This window comes from Frankia sp. Hr75.2, assembly GCF_949319125.1.
In the GTDB taxonomy this organism is placed as follows: Bacteria; Actinomycetota; Actinomycetes; order Frankiales; family Frankiaceae; genus Parafrankia; species Parafrankia soli.
In genome coordinates, this window is sequence record NZ_CASGGV010000011.1 from 116283 (window position 1) to 133403 (window position 17121).

Consider the following 17121-nt stretch of genomic DNA (forward strand, 5'->3'; position numbering starts at 1 on the left):
GACCGTCACGACGCCGGCAGGCCCTCCCCCGGTTCCCCGAGCTCGGCCCGCAGGGCGTCGACCAGCGGCGCGTCCGCCGGCAGCCACGGGACGTCGTCGAGCTCGCGCACACCCAGCCAACGCAGGTCGTCGTGCTCGGCGGCGACTGGCACGCCCGCGGCCACGCGCCCGAGCCACAACCGCATCCGCCAGCCCGGGCGGGGCAGCGCGATCTCCCCGAACAGGCGCCCGACCTCGATCTCCACGTCGAGTTCCTCGCGGCACTCGCGGCGCAGCGCCGCGAGCTCGTCCTCCCCGGGCTCGACCTTCCCTCCCGGGAACTCCCACATCCCCGCGAGGGACGGCGGCGACACCCGCCGCGCGGCGAGCACCCGCCGAGCACCGTCGATCAGCGCGACGGCCACGACGAGCCGCCCCTCCTCCACCGATCCCACCACCAGCCGCCTTTCCGCCACCCGTTCTTCCGTCACCCGTTCTTCCGCCACCTGCCACCCTTTCGCCACCTGCTCCTCCGCCACCAGCCACCTTTCCGCCACCAGAGGACGGCCGGGCCGGGCGACCCCGCTGTCCGGTGCGACGGCCCGGAGTGGTAGCCGACGGAACTGATGAGTGTGCGGAGGGTGGCGGATTCCGCTTCCGGGTGACAGCATCCGGCGCAAGGGCCGAGGACGGGCAGGTCCCGTGCCCGGCACGGATCACAGACCGGACCACCGCTCACGGACGTGAAGGAGTCGCGGATGCCTACACGGCTGGACAACAGCGCCGTATCCACCGCGTTGGAGGCACTACCCGGCTGGATCGGCGACGCCGATCGGATCCGGCTCGAGATCCTTGTCGACGGTGACGAGTCGACGGCCATAGTCGACGAGGTGATGCGCGAGGCCGACGCGATGGACCATCACCCGGTCGTGGAAAGCGGCCCGGGGACCACGATCTTCACGGTCTGGACCCACTCCGTCGGTGGTGTGACCGAGCTGGACGTCGAGCTGGCGCGCAAGATCTCCGCCATCCTGAGGTCCGCCGGCATCGCCTTCTGAGTCGCCTTGGGAGCATGACGGGGGCGGAACCCGTCACCACAGGCCCGGCATCACCGCGAAGGTGCCCTCCGCGGTGGGCGGGAGCGGGACGACGGCCCGCACGGCCTCCGGATCGATCATCCCGTAGAGGTGCGGGAACAGTGCCCCGCCGCGGTCGTCCTCGCCGCTGGCCGGCTCCCAGCGCAGCGGGGCGGTGAGCCGCTCGGGGTCGACCACGAGCAGCAGCAGGTCGGAGCGCCCCGAGTAGTAGCGGCTCGCCGTCTCCAGGACCTGCTCGGGAGCCGAGAAGTGGATGAACCCCTCGGCGTCGAGGCTCGGCGGGTGGTAGTTCGCCGGACCGACCGCCCATGCGTCCCGGCCCACCAGATGACAGATCACTACCGAGCCCTTCCCTCCCACGCGCCGTACGGACGCGGTTTCGTCAGCCCCGCGCGAGCTGATGGCGCAGGATCGCGGCCGCGGCCGCCGACAGCGCGACCGCCATCACCGCAAGCACCGCCAGATTGACACCGACATCCGCGAGTCCGCCACCGTCGATGATCAGATCTTCCCATCCGGTCACCGCCCAGTAGTGGGGTGTCACATGCGCCACCGCGTCGATGGCCGGTGGGAAGAATTCCAGGGGAACCATGCACCCCCCGATCGCGCCCAGCACGATGCCGACGAACGGCGTGATGGACGAGGTCCGCTCGGGGTCGCGCCCGATCGCGCCCACGACCAGGCCCCCGCCACAGCCCACGCCGGCGAAGGCCAGCAGGAGCAGCCCGCCGGCGAGCGGATCACCCCAGTCGACACCGAACGCGAGCGCCCCCACCGCGACGATCAGCGCCGACTGGGCGAGAGCCAGCACGAGCCAGCCGAGGGCGAGCCCGGCCAGCAGGGCCGGCACCCCCGACCGGGTCGAGGCGGCCCGGTGCAGGACCCCGCAGCGGCGGACACTCACGATGAACGCGGCGCTCGCGAGACTGTTGATGAAGACGAAAAGGATCAGGTTTCTTGGCGCGACCTCGGAGAACCGGTTCGGCTCGACGCCGGCACCGGCTCCGACGTCGCGGGAGGCGACCGCCACCGGCGGAGCCGTCCGGGCCAGGTCCCGGGCGATCTCGGCCACCGGGGCACCGGTCAGCCGGGCGGACACGGCTGTGGCCGTGAAGGTGGCCGCGGTGTCCTGGACGATGCCGGTCAGGGTTGTGCGGGCCGTCATCCCCACGTCGCTGCCGAGATCGGTGAGGACCTCGACCTCCCCGGGATCACCCGCGGACACGCGGGAGGGATCCGCGGCGGCGAACACGGCTGCGTCGAGGCCGGCCGGCAGCACGAGGACGGCGCCCACGTCCCCGCGGCGGAGCTGGTCACGGGCGTTACGCACGGTGTCGACGGCCCGTTCACGCAGGCCCGCGGCGGTGGAGACGCGATCCTCGATCGCGGCGGTGACCGGGCCGTCACCCTCGCGCACGACCGCCACGGTGATGGAACCGGCCCCGCCGAACGCGGCACCCGTCACCACCATCACGGCGATCGGAAGGACCAGGAGGAAGAACAGGGCCATCCGATCACGGGACAGCGAGCGCCAGACGACGGCGGTGAACGCGAAGGCCGCGACGAGCCGCAGCCAGACGCCGGGCAACCCGCGTGGACGCCCCGGGCCGCGACCGCGGCCGCCGGTACCCCCGGAACCAGCGCTGCGGCCGGGATCGGGACCGGGATCGGGACCGGCCCGGTGGCTGGCGGTCTCCGCTGTCACCGGAAGATCACCCGCCGCACGCGGATCATGCCGATGCCTCCCGTGACCACGGCGACGACGAGCAGTACCGCCACCGCCGTCAGCACCGACTCGACGGTCGCCACCCCGGCCGCCAGGTCCGACAGGATGCGCAGCGACCAGCCGTTCGGTGTGAGAAGCGAGATCCGGTCGAGCACCGCGGGTTTCGGCCCCGGGCCGAAGAAGTTCCCGCCGGCGAGCGCGAGGGCGAACGCCACGAGCGAGGTCAGGGCTCCGACCTGCTGCTCGGTCCGGCCGAGCGAGGCGACCACCAGCGTCACCCCGGCGATGGCCAGCACCGTCGCGACCAGCACCGGCAGCACGCCCGCCGTGGGTCCCCAGTGGGCGCCGAAGGCCACCGTGGTGACCGCCCACACGGTCACCAGACCCGACGTTCCGAGCGCGGCGACCGCCAGCGCGCGTCCGGCGATGAGTTCCCCGGGCCGGACCGGCGCGGCGAGGATCCGGTCGAGGATGCCCGCGTCACGGTCGTTCACCAGCGAGCGCGCGACGAACCCGACCGTGAAGAACAGGAAGAGTATCCCCATGGCGGCGCCGTAGAACGCGACGGGATCGACGCCCGTCCCGGAGACGCCGCTCTCCCGCAGGGTCAGGACGGGGGCCGCGTCGCGGGCGGCGGCGACCTCCGCGGCGCTCGGCGGGCGCCCGGTACGGCGCGCCACGTCGGCGAGCGCGAGCCCGACCTGGTTGAACGACGCCGAGACGCCGATCGCGATGGAGTCGGCGACCTGGCCGGCAACCGGCGACGCCGGATCCCGCAGCACGGTGATGGTCGTGAGACCGCCCCGCCCCGCACCCTCCTCGTCCGGCCCGCCGGCGCCGGCCGCCCCGTCATCGCCGGTGGCGCCGGCCGCCCCGTCGCCCGCGGCCTGGCCAGCGCGGATGGCTCCGCCACCGACCGCCGCCCCGAACCCCGCCGGCAGGACGAGGGCCGCGTCGACATCTCCGTCGTCCACCCCGCGCTCCGCCGCCGCCGTATCCGCCAGCGTCGCGAAACGCACCGGGCCGGCGTCGCCGCGGGCCGGCGCGGTCAGGTCCGCGACGAGATCGCGGGTGAGGCCGGATCCGTCCTGGTCGACCACCCCGATCGTGAACGTCACCGACGACGTCCCGCTGATCAGCAGGCCGAAGACACCCGCGAGCACGAGCGGCCCGACGAAGCCCATCATCAGCGCGGATCTGTTCCGCAGGCGGCGCCGCAGGTCGACGCCGGCGATGACGAGCACCGGATGAGCACGCTCCGGACGCCGCTCAGTCACGCAGCGCCCGGCCGGTCAGGTGGAGGAAGACGGCCTCCAGGTCTGGCTCGACGACCTCGATGCCGGCGATGGTCACCCCGAGGTGCTCACCGGTGGTGACCAGAGGCGCCAGCAGGGCCGAGGCGGAGTCCGCGAGCACCTCCAGACCGCCGTCGACCGGCCGCGCCGCGTGGACGCCGGGAAGCTCGCCCGCCGCCGCCGCGAACCCGGCCGTCGGACCGGTCGCCGTGACGACGACCCGGTCGTGTTCGCCGATGCGTTCCACCAGCTCGCGGCGGGTGCCCTCGGCCACGATCCGGCCGGCGTCGATGATGCCCAGCCGGTCGCAGAGCCGCTCGGCCTCCTCCATGTAGTGGGTCGTGTACAGCACCGCGAGACCGGCGCCGCCGAGCGTCTCGACGCTGGCGAGGATCTGATGCCGGCTCTGCGGATCCACGCCCACGGTCGGTTCGTCGAGGATGAGCAGCCGCGGTTCGTGCAGGAGTCCGACGGCGATGTTGACCCGCCGCTTCATCCCGCCGGAGCAGACGTCGACCCGGTCCCGGGCCCGGTCGGCGAGGCCGACCACCTCGAGGACCTCGTCGATGCGCCGTGCGAGGTGCCGGCGGGGCATCCGCTGCAGCCGGCCGAAGAACCGCAGGTTCTCCCGAATGGTCAGGTCCGGGTAGAGCGCCAGCTCCTGCGGGACCAGACCGATCGCGCCGCGGGCACGGCCGGCGTCGGTCCGCATCGGATGGCCGGCGACGACGACCGACCCGGAGTCGGCGGCGAGGACCCCGGCGATGATCGAGATCGCCGTCGTCTTGCCCGCTCCGTTGGGGCCGAGCAGGCCGTACGTCTCACCGGGGGCGATGGAGAAGCTGACGTCGTCCACCGCCGTCCGCTCGCCGAAGCGCCGGACGAGGCCCTCACAGCGCAACACCGGCGCGGCGTCCATCGTCGGTAGCGACCCGCTGCCCGTCACTCCGCGAACCCTAACCGCACCCGGCGGAAACGGGGCCGCCAGTGGCGAATCGGACGGCGACCGGGCCGACCGTCCAACCCCGACGAGCCGCCGCCTGCGACGCTGGAGACATGGACGGTGAGAATCCACCCCGGTCCGGACGGATCGTCGGTGTCGACATCGCTCGCGGCGTGGCGCTGCTCGGCATGGTGGCGACCCACGTCTTTCCCGCCTTCACCGACACCGAGTCGGACAACCCGGCGATCTCGCCCGTGTTCACCCTGGCCGCCGGGCGGGCCGCCGCCGCGTTCGCGGTGCTGGCGGGCGTGGCGCTGGTCCTGTCCACCCGGCGGCAGAGCGCGGGCCAGGCCCGGCTCTCGGTGTTCCTGCGCGCGCTCGGCATCGGGGCGCTCGGCCTGGGCCTCGCCTATGCCGACTCGGGCATCGCCGTGATCCTGGTGTACTACGCGCTGCTGTTCGTCCTGGCTCTGCCGCTGCTACGGGCATCCGTCCCGGTCCTGGTGGCGGTCGCCGTCCTGGCGATCGTCGCGGAGCCGGTCGTCAGCCAGTTCGTCCGCGACGACCTGCCGGGTTCGGACCTGTCGTCGCCGACGTTCGCCGCGCTGGGCGAGCCCGGACACCTCCTGGCGAAGCTGACGGTCACCGGCGTCTACCCCGCACTCGCCTGGCTGGGTTATCTCTGCGCCGGGATGGCCGTGGCCCATGCGGACCTTCGCTCACGCCAGGTGGCGACCCGGCTCCTGGTCGGTGGCCTGGCGCTGGCCCTCGCCGCGAGCGCCGCCTCCTGGCTGCTCCTGGAACCGCTCGGCGGGCGCACCGAGCTCGCGGACCCGGCCGAGGTTCCCGGCGTGGGCTCCCTGCCGCAGGGCTGGTTCATCGACTCCGGTCTCTACGGCGCGACCCCCACCGACAGCGCCTGGTGGCTGGCCGTCGACACGCCGCACTCGACGACTCCGTTCGACCTGGCTCACACCACCGGGACCGCGCTGGCGCTGCTCGGCCTGGCGTTGCTGGTGGCCCGCGCCCCCCTTGCCCGGCCCCTCGCGGCGGTCGGCGCGATGACGCTCACCTTTTACTCGCTGCACGTGGTGGTGATGGCCTCCGACCTGCTCCCCACCGACCCGACCAGGTCGTATGCGCTCCAGGTCCTCGTCGCGCTCACGGCCGCCACGCTCTGGCGCCTGACCGGCCGGCGCGGCCCGGCCGAGGCCGCCGTCTCGGTGCTCCCCCGGGCAGCCCGCCTCGTCCAGAGCCCGCAGCGGCCCGCGGTCAGGCTGGAACGAGGAACCTGACCCAGGGCGGGGCGCCGGCTTCAGACGTTGAAACGGAAGTCGACGATGTCGCCGTCGGCCATCACGTAGTCCTTGCCCTCCATGCGGACGCGGCCGGCGGCGCGCGCCGCGGCCATGGAGCCCGCCGCCATCAGGTCGTCGTAGGAGACGATCTCGGCCTTGATGAAGCCCCGCTGGAAGTCGCTGTGGATCACCCCGGCCGCCTCGGGCGCGGTGGCTCCGGCCCTGATGGTCCAGGCCCGGGACTCCTTGGGACCCGCGGTCAGGTACGTCTGCAGGCCGAGGGTGTGGAAGCCGATCCGGGCGAGCTGCGCCAGCCCGCTCTCGTCCTGGCCGAGGGAGGCCAGCAGCTCGGCCGCGTCCGCCTCGGGCAGTTCGATCAGCTCCGCCTCGACCTTCGCGCAGAGGATCACCGCGTCGGCCGGGGCCACGAGGTCCGCGAGCTCCTTGTGTCGACCGGTGTCGACGAGGACGTCCTCGTCGACGTTGAAGACGTAGAGGAAGGGCTTGGCGGTGAGCAGGAACAGCTCACGCAGCTCCGCGCGGTCGATCGACGGGTCGCTGGACAGCGGCCGCCCGGCGTCGAGCACCTCGTGCGCCGCCTTCATCGCGGCGAGCAGGGGCTGCTTCGACCGGTCGAGGCGAGCTTCCTTCTCCAGCTTCGGCAGCCGCGCGCCGATGGTCTGGAGGTCGGCGAGCACGAGTTCGGTGTTGATGGTCTCGATGTCGGAGGCCGGATCGACGTTGCCCTCGACGTGGACCACGTCCGGATCCGAGAAGACCCGGACGACCTGGCAGACCGCGTCCGATTCGCGGATGTTCGCAAGGAAGCGGTTGCCCAGGCCCTGACCCTCCGACGCACCTCTGACCAGGCCGGCGATGTCGACGAAGCTCACCATCGCGGGGACGACCCGCGCGCTGGAGAACATCTCGCCGAGCTTCGCGAGACGCGGATCCGGCACGCCGACGACGCCCACGTTGGGCTCGATCGTCGCGAACGGATAGTTCGCCGCCAGGACCTCGTTACGGGTCAGGGCATTGAAAAGCGTGGACTTGCCGACGTTGGGCAGCCCGACGATGCCTATCGACAGACCCATGACCGAGCAGTCTACGGGTGATCGCGCCCGGCCCCGATCGCGGAGGTCCCGGTCGCAATGCCACCGCCGCTCCCGCGACGCCACAGCGGCGCCACCGCGGCACGGTCGCGGCACGGTCGCGCCGCCCGCATGGCCGCGGCGCCACCATCGGATCATTCGTGGGCAGAGTATTCGCCGCCGCGCGCCGCCCGGCCGGGACGGACGGCGCGCGGCGGCCGTCGCAACGGCCTGGGATCGGCCGGGACGAGGCACGATCCCCGCTCTCCGCTGGACTTCCGGGTCGCCGGGCCGTCGGGCCGACGTCCGCGGACGGCCGGACGGCCGGTCCCGCCCGATCCGTCCGATGGCGGCGGGTCATACCGATCGGTAGCTCATCGTGCATAACGGAATGCCGAAAGTGCAGCTACCAAGACGTGCTCACTTCTCTGACCTATCGCCCTGACGCAGCCGCAAAGTTGGGACGGTACGTTGCCTGGGTGAGTACGCCGCCTCACCGGCAGCCCGCCGGACCGCCGGGAAGGTCCGGGCGTACCCGAGTGCCGGATGATTCGTACCCGCCCGGCCCGCGCACGCGGTCCGGATCACCGCCGCCCCCCACCGTCGTCACGGGGACGCGCCGGGGCCTGACCGCGCTCGGCGCGGGACTGGTCGCCGTGGTGGTCGGCGGAATCGGCGCCGCGGTCGACTCGCTCCTCTTCGACAATCTCAGTTACGTCTTCGGTGTCCTGTTTGTGGCCGCCTGCGTGCTGGCCGCGGTGCGGGTCCATGTCGACGACCTGATCGGTGTCGTGATCATGCCGCCGCTGGCGTATGCCGTGATCACGGTAGTGGTCGGCTTCCTGAACCCCGCGGCCGGCGACGGAAGCGCCGGGCTGCGCAACCGGGCGATCGACATCGGCTCCGAGATGATCCTGCACGCTCCCGCGCTGCTCACGGCGGTCGTCCTCGTGACGCTGATCGCGGCCGTGCGCGGGCGCCGGGCGCAGGTCGCGCGGCGCGAGCGCCAGCGCTCGCTCGCCCAGTCGGCCGCGGCCCGCAGGCGCCGGCCCCAGTAGAGCCCGCCCCAGTAGCGCGCGCTCCGCCGCCACTCTCCGACGGCCCCTCGCCCCGACGGTGCCCTTTCCGTGGCCCACTGCCGCGGGCCGCGATCCCCCGGCGAACGATGCGGCCGCGTGGTGCCGGCGTCCAGGGCAGCCGCCCGCCGCCACCGCAATGTGCCGCACCCAGGGCCCGCCCGCCACCGTGCGGATCACACCGATCACCGCTTCACGGGGGTCGGCCGGGCCCGGCCGACACACCAAGGCGCCATTCACGTCGTTCACCCGCATTGTTCACGGGTTAGCACGCCTGGGCTTTGCTGAGGTCAGCGCGGTGATCCCCCACCGATGGGCACCCGAACGTCACCATCGCAACATCCGGACCGGCGGATCCGTGCAGTACTGTCACGACGTGCCCAACACGCCGGATTACCAGGGACGCACTCGTCGCCCCTGGTGGCGGGCGTGCCGGTGCGGCCACACGCGGGATTCGCACCGACATTACCGACCAGACAGCGACTGCGGCGAATGCGACTGCCCACGGTTCACCCGGGTGCGTCGCCGCACCGGTCGTTCGGGTGCGCCACCGCCGTAGCGACGTCCATCCGGAGGACGTCGACGGGGCATGGTCGATCCCGGCGCTTGACGGCCGTGACGGCCATGGCGGCCGTCATGTGTCGGTTGCCGTGTCGGGTGTGGTGACGACCGCCCTAACGGCGGGGTTCTGACATCCGCTGTTCCGGCAGTGATCGCCCTGGCGGTCGCCGCCCGGTCAGCGGTTGCCGTGACCACCGCCCGCCATGCCGGCGGCACCGCTGGACGGCGGCACCCGGCGCGACGCGGGACAGCGACATCGAGGTCGCCGTCCGGGCACCCGCATGTAACGCAGTATTCGGAATTCTCGAATACAGATGATCTAAATTTCTTCAGCAGGACGCAGGAACACCGTCGCCCGCAGGTGCCGAACGGAAGCGCGGCCACTCACCGATGACGCGCCGTTAACCGTTCGATTTCAGCTCACCTCTTGATACACATCGCCTGGCCGTAATGGCGCTACTACAGGCAGCAATCACTCATGCTAGATTCCGCTGGACGCCAACCGGTTACATTCCGCGATATGAGCCGACCCGAGCAAAGCGGGCGGCCCGGGGACCGCTGGAGGGGCGAAAAGTGTCTTCCCCGAAATCCGCCACCACCGCGACGTGCAAGGAAAACAACGAAGGAACCGGAGCCACGGCTCGTTCGGCGGCGGCCGGCCGGGCACGCGGTCGCAACGGCGCGGCCAACCAGCCGCGGCCGGTCCCGATCCTGCGCTACGACGTTGCCGCCGATCCCACGGGCCACGCGCCGCGGAGATCGACGGTGACGCCCGCCGTCTTCGCGCGCCACCGTCGCATGATCCAGAGATCCCGTCGCCACTTCATGACCGTCGTGGACTACTGCGCGGCGCTGCGCTCGGCCGACGCGCCACCCGACGCGATCGTCATCACCTTCGACGGCGATCACGCGGAGACCTTCGTCGCGGCCCGCGAGCTGGCCGAACGAGGCCTCGCCGCCACCGTCTTCGTCACCACCTCCCGGCTCGGGACACCCGGCATGCTCAGTGAGGGGGACGTGCGCCGCCTGCACGAGATGGGCGTCGAGATCGGCGCGGCCGGGCACAGCGGGCGCCGGCTCGACGGTCTGCAGCGCTCCGACGTCACCGCGGAGATCACGCTGAGCCGGCGGCGGCTGGCCGCGATCACCGGCGACGAGCCACGCTCGTTCGCCTACCCCCGCGGAGGCTGGAACCCGACCGCGCGCCAGCTGGTGATCGCGGCCGGATACGGCGGCGCGTGCGCCGTCGGGCAGGCGCTGTCCCACCAGGGTGACGACCCGTTCGCCATTACCAGGCTGACCGTGGACGGCGGTCTCGCCGACCACCGCGTGCGCGCCTGGCTGGACGGGATCGGCCGGACGCTGCCGCGCACGGTCCCGGCCAGGCCGCGGATCAGGCTCGTCCCGTCGGTGCTGGGGGCGCGGGTCCCGGCCCGGGCGCCGGCGCGGCTGGCCGGCGCGTACCGCCCCCGGTTCGCGCCGCACATCGCCGAGGGGACCCGTCTCCCCGCGCCCGGCCAACCCACCCTCCCACCGCTGTGACCACGGCCTCGTCGGCGGGCGCGCGAGGCGGCGCGGGACGGCGGAGCGGACGCGGCCGGCCCGCGAGCGCCGGCGCGGCCACAACCGGCACGACCACCGGCACGACCACCGCCGCAGCCGCGGCCGTCACCACGGTGACGGCCGCGCTGCTCGCGGCCGCCTTCTGGGCCTGGGCGGCACACCGGGTCCCGGCGGTAGACGTCGCCGCGGACGCCACCGTCGTGCTGGGTCTGCGGGTCATCGTCTCGCTCGCGCGCGCCGCCGCGCCCGGACCCGGCGCGCGGCACCGGCTGCGCGCCGGAGCCCTGGCCGCGCTCGGAGCGGTCACCCTGGCCTGGGCCGGTGGATCGCTGATCCCAAGCCTGGCCTTCCTCGCCGCCACCCCCGGTTTCCTCATCCTCCTGCCGCTGGCGGCCGCCAGCGTCGCCCTCTGGCCGGCACGCCCCGATGTGTGGCGGTTCAACGCGTCCCAGGACTCACCGAACCGCCGCACATCGGCGGCCGGGATGCTGGTCGCCGCGGGGGCGTGGGTGGCGCTGGGCGCCGTCCGGGTGGGCGCGCTGGTGTTCGCCGCGGACGTCGCGGCGCGGGGCGGGGCGGGGCATGCGCACGTCGCCCTGCTCGCATGGCTGGCGCCGGTCGCCCTGGCGGCCGGTCCACGCTGCGGATGGCTGCTCTGGCGGACGGACGCGGACCCCGGCCTCGCCTCATCCCGTGTGGCCACCCCGGCGGGGCGGCAGCGCCCCGTCCGGCGGCTCGGCGCCCCCCGGCGGACGACGACGACGGCGCGAGCCGTCCCCGCGCCGGAGTGGGAGCCGCCGGCTCCCGGGTCACGCCCGGGCCTCGGATCGCTCCCAGCCCGCGGATCGCAACCCGCTCCGGGATCGCTCCCGACCCGCGGCTCGCCACCCACTCCCGACTCGCTCCCCGCTGTCGGGTCACCGTCGGAGCGAGGATCAGTGGTCCGGCCCAGCGCGCAGCGGTGGGCGCAGGGCCCCCAGCGACCGCCCAGGTCACGGCGCCCCTCGCTACCACCGACGAGGTCGCCGCAGGCGCCGACCCCGCGGTCACCGTTCTCGGCACTGCCCACAGCTCCGCCCAGCAGGACCCCGTTCGGCAGGACGCAGGTGGATGAGGCGGCGCGGCGATCGCTCGCGTCACTCGCGGCCGAGCCGGCCGCGCCGGCCGCGCCGGAGCCTGTGACGCGGGTGCTCTGGTCGGCGGCGGCGGCCGGACTGGCCCTGGTCGTCCTCGATCACCAGGTCGGCCCGGGGAGCGCCGCCTTCGCCCTGGCCGTGCTCGCCATCCTGGCCGTCGGCGGGTTCGCCGGCGGCCGTGGGGCCGCGACGCTGCCGTGCGTGGCCGTCGCGCTGGTCGCCGCGCCGCTGCCGCTGGCCGTGCTCGGCGACGAGTACGCCGATCAGGGAACAGCCGGGCTCCGCCTGCTCCTGGCCACTCTCGCGATCGACGCCCTGCCAACCGGCGCCCGCCCGACCGGCGCCCAGCCGTCCAGCGGGGTGCGGGCGGCCGCGCGGCCGGTGATCCGGCGCGGGGCCACGGTGACTGGGCTGGCCGTTCTGGTGGCCGCGCTCCCGATCATGCTGGCGGCCTGGGGTGCCGAGGGGGCCGCGCTTGCGCTGCTGCTCGGCCGGGTGGTCGCCGTGGCGCCTGTGGTCCGCCTGCCGGCGCGCCGCGAGCGCGCCGGCGGGCCAGCCGCCGAGGCCCCCGGGCAATCCCGGCCCGCCGGAACCGCGCCGGCCGCCGTCGACCGCCGCCCCGAGGCGGCCGGCCGCGGCGGGAGACGCGCCCGGATGGCCAGGTTCGCGCCGGGAGTCAGTCACCCATCTCGGTCACTGTAGCGACACGATGGCCAACTTTCCGTAACCTGCCGTGGCGTGGAGGAGCAGCCGGCCGCACGGGTCCTCATCGTCGAGCAGGGTGAGGGGCTGTGGGGCGCCCAGCGCTTTCTGCTGAGGCTCGCCCCGCTGCTGGAGCGACGCGGGATCGAGCAGATTCTCGCCGCCCCGGAGGACAGCGCGACGGGCGCGACCTGGCGGGCGTCCGGGCGGCACCACGCCGTCCTGCCAGTGCCGGCGGACCGGAGGTTGCGCCGCCCGGACGGCCGCCCGAGCCCCGCGCTGGTACTGCGCGAATCCGGCCGGACGGCGGTCATGGCGGCCCGGACAGCCCGGCTCGCCCGGCGGTTCGGCGTCGACGTCCTGCAGGCGAACAGCCGCTGGTCGCATCTGGAGGCCGTCGGGGCCTCGGCGCTGTGCCGGCGGCCCGCGTTGCTGCTGCTGCACGAGGAGAACGAGCCGGACCTGGTCGGCCAGCTGCACGGGCTGGCCGTCCGGGGGGCCGCGCGGTCCGTGGCGGTGAGCGGCGCGGTCGCGGCGTCGCTGCCGGGGTGGGCCGCCCGACGCGCGGTGGTGATCCGCAACGGGGTCGACACCGACGCGCTGCGCCCCGGCCCGGCGGACCCGGCCGTGCGGGCCAGCCTGTCGACGGACCCGGCAGCGCCGCTGGTCCTCGCGATGTCCCGCCTGGACCCCCGCAAAGGCGTCGACAAGGTGATCCGTGCGGTGGCCGCGCTGCCGGACCACCTGAAGTCCACGCGGCTGGCGGTCGCGGGCGCGCCCAGCCTCGACCCGGCGTCCGGGGAGTCGCTGCGCCGGCTCGGCGCCGAACTGCTCGGTGACCGGGTGCTGTTCCTGGGGCCGCGCTCGGACATCGGCGACCTGCTGCGCGCCACCGATGTCCTGGTCCTCGCGTCGAGTCTGGAGGGGCTGCCGCTGAACGTGCTGGAGGCGCAGGCGTGCGGGCGGCCGGTGGTGGCGTTCCCGACCGCGGGCATCCCGGAGATCGTGACCGACGGAGCGACCGGCCTGATCGCCCGCCAGGACGACATGGCCGACCTCAGCGCGAAGCTCGCCCGGGTGCTCGACGACCAGACGCTGGCCGAGCTGCTCGGCGCCCGCGCGCGGGCGAGCGTCGTCGCCCACCACACGCTGGACGCGCAGGCGGACGCGCTGGGCGGCCTGCTGATCAGCCTCGCCGGGCAGGCTCGCGCGCGGAGGCACCGGTCAGCCGGCCACGACACCGCACACTATGAGGTGCATCACACCACTGCTGGACGCAGGTCGTAGCCGGGCGGTTCCGCGAAGCCGCCGCCGGGCTGGCGCGGAGCGGCCCGGTCACGGCGCCGGCTCACGAGGAGCCGGTCAGGCGCCGGTAGGCAGGCCGGGGGCGGCGCGCCGGGCGGCACCGCGGGCCGTCGGCGAGACAGGCACGTCGTCACGGGCGGGCGAGGTGCCCAGCACCATGTCCGCGACCGGGCTCGTCACACCCAGCCAGTACCGCTCGTTGCGATAGTGGTGCAGCCGGTGCCCGCGCCAGACCCGCCGGTAGAACCGGTTCGACGGGCGGACGGCCGTGTGCACGAGGAAATGCGTCCAGTCGTAGGCCAGTGCGCCCAGCCCGGCGCACACCGCCGCGGTGCCGACAGCCGGCGGGCCCAGCGCCGCGAGGCCGACGGCGAGCGCCCCGCCTGCCGTCACCTCCCGGGGCCGCAGGAACATCGTGTCCAGGTTCGTCGGATCACGGTGATGCTGCTCGTGCCCGTAGCCGGCGAGCTGGTAGCCGACCGACCCGAGCCGGCCGCCCGGCCGGGCGTGCAGCAGGCCGCGGTGCACCGCCCACTCGACGAACGGCTGCGCGGCGAGGCAGGCCGCGGCCGTGACGACGTCCCGGCGCCGCAGCGGACCACGCACGGCCCGCACCACGCCGACCGCGCCCACACACCCGAGGAGCACCGGCGGGCGCGGGTGGGCGACAAACCGCCGCAGCGCCTGCGGAAGCGTCCGGATCTCGGCCGCGCTGCCATGCGGGCCGGGCCGGTCCAGCCGCGCCACCGCCCGTCCGATCGGAGCCGTCAGCCGCCGCCGGGTCCTGGCTCCTCGGACGAGAGTGGGCATCGGCCGGACTCAGAACGGGACGGTCGAGTAGGCCTGGAGCTTGGTCAGCTGGTGCTGGCTGTCGACCCGCCGGATCGTGCCCGAACGCGAGCGCATGACCAGCGACGACGTGTTGGCACCGCCCGGCCGGTACCGCACCCCGGCGAGCAGTTCGCCGTCCGTGATGCCGGTGGCGACGAAGAAGATGTCCTCGCTGTTCACCAGGTCCCGGGTGTGCAGGACCCGGCCCGGGTCGTGCCCGGCGTCCAGGACCCTCGCCCGTTCGGCGTCGTCCCGCGGCCAGAGCCGGCCCTGGATGACGCCGCCGATGCAGGTCACCGCGCACGCGGCGATGATCCCCTCGGGTGTTCCGCCGATGCCGAGCAGCATGTCCACCCCGGTGTCCGCCGAGGCCGCCATGACCGCGCCGGCGACGTCACCATCGGAGATCAGCTTGACGCGCGCCCCGGCCTTGCGGATGTTCTCCACCAGCTCGGCGTGCCGAGGGCGGTCCAGCACCACGACCGTGACATCCCGCGGCAGAATGCCCTTGGCCTTCGCCACCGCGCGGACGTTGTCCTCCACCGAGGCGTCGATGTCGACGACGCTCGCCGCTTCCGGCCCGGTGACCAGCTTCTCCATGTAGAAACAGGCGCTGGCGTCGTACATCGAGCCACGCTCGCTGACCGCCATCACCGACACCGCGTTGTTCATTCCCTTGGACGTCAGCGTCGTCCCGTCCACCGGGTCGACCGCGACGTCGCACTCGGGGCCCTCGCCGGAGCCGACCTCCTCGCCGTTGAACAGCATGGGGGCCTCGTCCTTCTCCCCCTCGCCGATCACGACGACGCCCCGCATCGACACCGTCCCGACGAGCCGGCGCATCGCGTCCACGGCCGCCTGGTCAGCACCGTTCTTGTCACCACGCCCGACCCAGCGGGCGGCGGCGAGCGCCGCGGCCTCGGTCACCCGGACCAGCTCGAGAGCGAGGTTCCTGTCAGGCGCCTGGCCCTGGACGGCGAGGGACTCGGGCACGGACGACTCGGGCACGGAAGGGGTCTCGGCAGCCACGGGAGGAGCGTAGTTCGACACGGCGTCACGCGCCGCCGGTAGCCGCCGAAGTACCAGCCCGCGACCGGGCCGCTACCGCCACGACCAGCCCTGCGACCAGCCTGTTTCCGGTCCGTGATGAGGCCGGCGGCTGGCTGCGGAGGCCGCGTCGCCGACGACCGGGCGGAAGCCCGGAAAATTCTTTGGACGGGCGCGCAACCTTCCCCGGAGGAACCGCGTCATACAGGTCGATACGGGTGGCCGTCACGCGGAGGGGGCGTGACGGCCACCCGAAGTCGTTTCTGTACCCGAGCCGTCCCAGCGCCCGGAGCCGTTCCAGGCCAGTGCATCCCGCCCACGGGACGGCCGCGCCGGGAGCCCACCCCGAGCCGGCTCGCGATCGCGACATCGGCGGGGCCCGCAGCGGCTCGCCTGGCGTCGCAAACGCCGCCAATCCCCTTTCTGGTCCTGCTGGTGCCGTCCTGCTGGTGCCGCCCTGGTCCTGCTGCTGATCAGGCGGCGGGGCTGGCGACCGCGGCTGACGCTCCGGTGTCGAGCGGCCGGACGGCGGCGGCGAGCGTCTCGAGGTCGGCCCGGTCGGCTGCCCCGGGGCCGCCACCGTCGTCGACAATCGTCGTCACACCCTCGGCCACGCGCGTGATCGCCAGATGCCCGTCGCTGTCGCGTCGCTCGTCCCACTCCTCACCGGCGACGCTCACGGCCCCGGTGGTGGGTCGGTCACCGAGAATCGCCTGGACCGCGTCCGGGGCGTTGCTCTGGATGAACCGGGTGTAGGTCCGGTCGCCCGGCCGGTCGATGACGTACCCGATCGTGATCTGAGTGGTGTCTCCGTCGCTGGTCCCACCGGAGGGCAGCTTCATCCGGATCGACGTCGGCTTGAAGAAGTCGGGCAGGTCCTGGGGCGCCGAGGCCGGGTAGGGCGCCTGGCGCGCGTACGGCACCAGCGTGGACTCCGTGTCCACGACCTTCACCTCGGGATCCTCACCCCCGTGCGGCATCACGAAGACGTAGAACACCGCCACTCCCGCCAGCACCACGGCGAGGGAGAGCACCATGTCCCGGACTGTTTCCTGACCGCGTTGACGCGCCACGCCCTCATCTTCCGATCCGACGCCGCCCTGATCCGACGACGTCCGTACTCGACGTCCGCATGGGACGCCCACAGGGGACGTCCGTGACTCCATGTCCGCACTGGACGTCCGGGCCCGACGGCGTTCGGATCCGGCGGCCATCACCTGACGAACACCCGCTGGACACCCGCGGAACCGCAGAACCTCTGAACCGCGGAACCGCGGAACCGCGGAACCCGACCCTACGGCCCCCCGAAGCCCTGGCGTCCCGCCCGGCCCCACCGAATGTGTGCCACCCACCGCACACCTGGCCCCCCTGAACGTGCTCAACCCCCACCACCGACACACCCCCCCACCAGAGTCCCGCTACCCCGCCCACCCCGAAGCCGCTCCCGCCCTCCGCCCCACCCAGCTCCCAA

Annotated in this window: 15 protein-coding genes; 6 read left to right on the top strand and 9 right to left on the bottom strand. The window is 73.7% G+C overall.

From position 1 onward, the window contains the following. Window positions 1–5: 5 nt before the first annotated feature. Window positions 6–437, bottom strand: coding sequence for a (deoxy)nucleoside triphosphate pyrophosphohydrolase (locus AC559T_RS01365; protein WP_071059441.1), 432 nt, complete (start codon window positions 435–437; stop codon window positions 6–8). A gap of 300 nt (window positions 438–737) precedes the next feature. Here AC559T_RS01365 and AC559T_RS01370 point away from each other — a divergent pair, with 300 nt between their 5' ends. Then, window positions 738–1037, top strand: a complete 300-nt coding sequence (locus AC559T_RS01370; RefSeq protein WP_498867450.1) for a 4a-hydroxytetrahydrobiopterin dehydratase — start codon at window positions 738–740, stop codon at window positions 1035–1037. 33 nt (window positions 1038–1070) lie between these two features. On the opposite strand, the gene AC559T_RS01375 is transcribed toward AC559T_RS01370, so the two are convergent. The 4 genes from AC559T_RS01375 to AC559T_RS01390 are packed head-to-tail and all read right to left on the bottom strand — an operon-like array spanning window position 1071 to window position 5043. After that, window positions 1071–1415: a DUF952 domain-containing protein gene (locus tag AC559T_RS01375; RefSeq protein WP_071059302.1), complete on the bottom strand. Its 345-nt coding sequence runs from the start codon at window positions 1413–1415 to the stop codon at window positions 1071–1073. 43 nt (window positions 1416–1458) lie between these two features. Then, on the bottom strand, window positions 1459–2781 hold the full coding sequence (locus tag AC559T_RS01380) for an ABC transporter permease (RefSeq protein WP_498867451.1): 1323 nt from the start codon (window positions 2779–2781) through the stop codon (window positions 1459–1461). Next, complete coding sequence (locus AC559T_RS01385; protein ID WP_498867452.1) at window positions 2778–4079, bottom strand: ABC transporter permease; 1302 nt, start codon at window positions 4077–4079, stop codon at window positions 2778–2780. The genes AC559T_RS01380 and AC559T_RS01385 overlap by 4 nt, the downstream gene beginning before the upstream one ends. Then, window positions 4072–5043 (bottom strand): ABC transporter ATP-binding protein, encoded by a 972-nt coding sequence (locus AC559T_RS01390; protein ID WP_498867453.1) that lies wholly within the window; start codon window positions 5041–5043, stop codon window positions 4072–4074. Before AC559T_RS01390 ends, AC559T_RS01385 begins: the two co-directional genes overlap by 8 nt. 110 nt (window positions 5044–5153) lie before the next feature. On the opposite strand from AC559T_RS01390, the gene AC559T_RS01395 reads away from it, so the two are divergent. Beyond that, window positions 5154–6335 (top strand): heparan-alpha-glucosaminide N-acetyltransferase domain-containing protein, encoded by a 1182-nt coding sequence (locus AC559T_RS01395; protein ID WP_498867454.1) that lies wholly within the window; start codon window positions 5154–5156, stop codon window positions 6333–6335. 20 nt (window positions 6336–6355) lie between these two features. On the opposite strand, the gene ychF is transcribed toward AC559T_RS01395, so the two are convergent. After that, the gene (gene ychF / locus AC559T_RS01400; RefSeq protein WP_498867455.1) at window positions 6356–7432 is read right to left on the bottom strand and encodes a redox-regulated ATPase YchF; all 1077 of its coding nucleotides are present in this window, start codon (window positions 7430–7432) and stop codon (window positions 6356–6358) included. 536 nt (window positions 7433–7968) lie between these two features. Here ychF and AC559T_RS01405 point away from each other — a divergent pair. The 4 genes from AC559T_RS01405 to AC559T_RS01420 all read left to right on the top strand — a co-directional run bounded on the left by AC559T_RS01405 (window position 7969) and on the right by AC559T_RS01420 (window position 13754). Next, complete coding sequence (locus AC559T_RS01405) at window positions 7969–8487, top strand: DUF6542 domain-containing protein (protein WP_071059293.1); 519 nt, start codon at window positions 7969–7971, stop codon at window positions 8485–8487. A 1377-nt stretch (window positions 8488–9864) separates the two neighbouring features. Continuing rightward, entirely contained in the window at window positions 9865–10608 is a 744-nt protein-coding gene (locus AC559T_RS01410; RefSeq protein ID WP_498867456.1) for a polysaccharide deacetylase family protein, read from the top strand. After that, complete coding sequence (locus AC559T_RS01415) at window positions 10605–12467, top strand: hypothetical protein (RefSeq protein WP_498867457.1); 1863 nt, start codon at window positions 10605–10607, stop codon at window positions 12465–12467. Before AC559T_RS01410 ends, AC559T_RS01415 begins: the two co-directional genes overlap by 4 nt. A gap of 36 nt (window positions 12468–12503) precedes the next feature. Continuing rightward, the gene (locus AC559T_RS01420; protein WP_498867458.1) at window positions 12504–13754 is read left to right on the top strand and encodes a glycosyltransferase family 4 protein; all 1251 of its coding nucleotides are present in this window, start codon (window positions 12504–12506) and stop codon (window positions 13752–13754) included. 75 nt (window positions 13755–13829) lie between these two features. On the opposite strand, the gene AC559T_RS01425 is transcribed toward AC559T_RS01420, so the two are convergent. The 3 genes from AC559T_RS01425 to AC559T_RS01435 all read right to left on the bottom strand — a co-directional run bounded on the left by AC559T_RS01425 (window position 13830) and on the right by AC559T_RS01435 (window position 16723). Then, on the bottom strand, window positions 13830–14582 hold the full coding sequence (locus AC559T_RS01425; RefSeq protein WP_112105105.1) for a sterol desaturase family protein: 753 nt from the start codon (window positions 14580–14582) through the stop codon (window positions 13830–13832). A gap of 9 nt (window positions 14583–14591) precedes the next feature. Then, the gene (glpX, locus tag AC559T_RS01430) at window positions 14592–15632 is read right to left on the bottom strand and encodes a class II fructose-bisphosphatase (RefSeq protein ID WP_112105104.1); all 1041 of its coding nucleotides are present in this window, start codon (window positions 15630–15632) and stop codon (window positions 14592–14594) included. Between the two features lie 491 nt (window positions 15633–16123). After that, complete coding sequence (locus AC559T_RS01435; RefSeq protein WP_498867459.1) at window positions 16124–16723, bottom strand: DUF4245 domain-containing protein; 600 nt, start codon at window positions 16721–16723, stop codon at window positions 16124–16126. Window positions 16724–17121 lie beyond the last annotated feature (398 nt).

Excerpts from the sequence above, each read along its gene's own strand:
- AC559T_RS01370 (WP_498867450.1), top strand. The coding sequence starts at position 738 with ATGCCTACACGGCTGGACAACAGCGCCGTATCCACCGCGTTGGAGGCA.
- AC559T_RS01395 (WP_498867454.1), top strand. The coding sequence starts at position 5,154 with ATGGACGGTGAGAATCCACCCCGGTCCGGACGGATCGTCGGTGTCGAC.
- ychF (WP_498867455.1), bottom strand. The coding sequence starts at position 7,432 with ATGGGTCTGTCGATAGGCATCGTCGGGCTGCCCAACGTCGGCAAGTCC.
- AC559T_RS01410 (WP_498867456.1), top strand. The coding sequence starts at position 9,865 with ATGATCCAGAGATCCCGTCGCCACTTCATGACCGTCGTGGACTACTGC.
- AC559T_RS01425 (WP_112105105.1), bottom strand. The coding sequence starts at position 14,582 with ATGCCCACTCTCGTCCGAGGAGCCAGGACCCGGCGGCGGCTGACGGCT.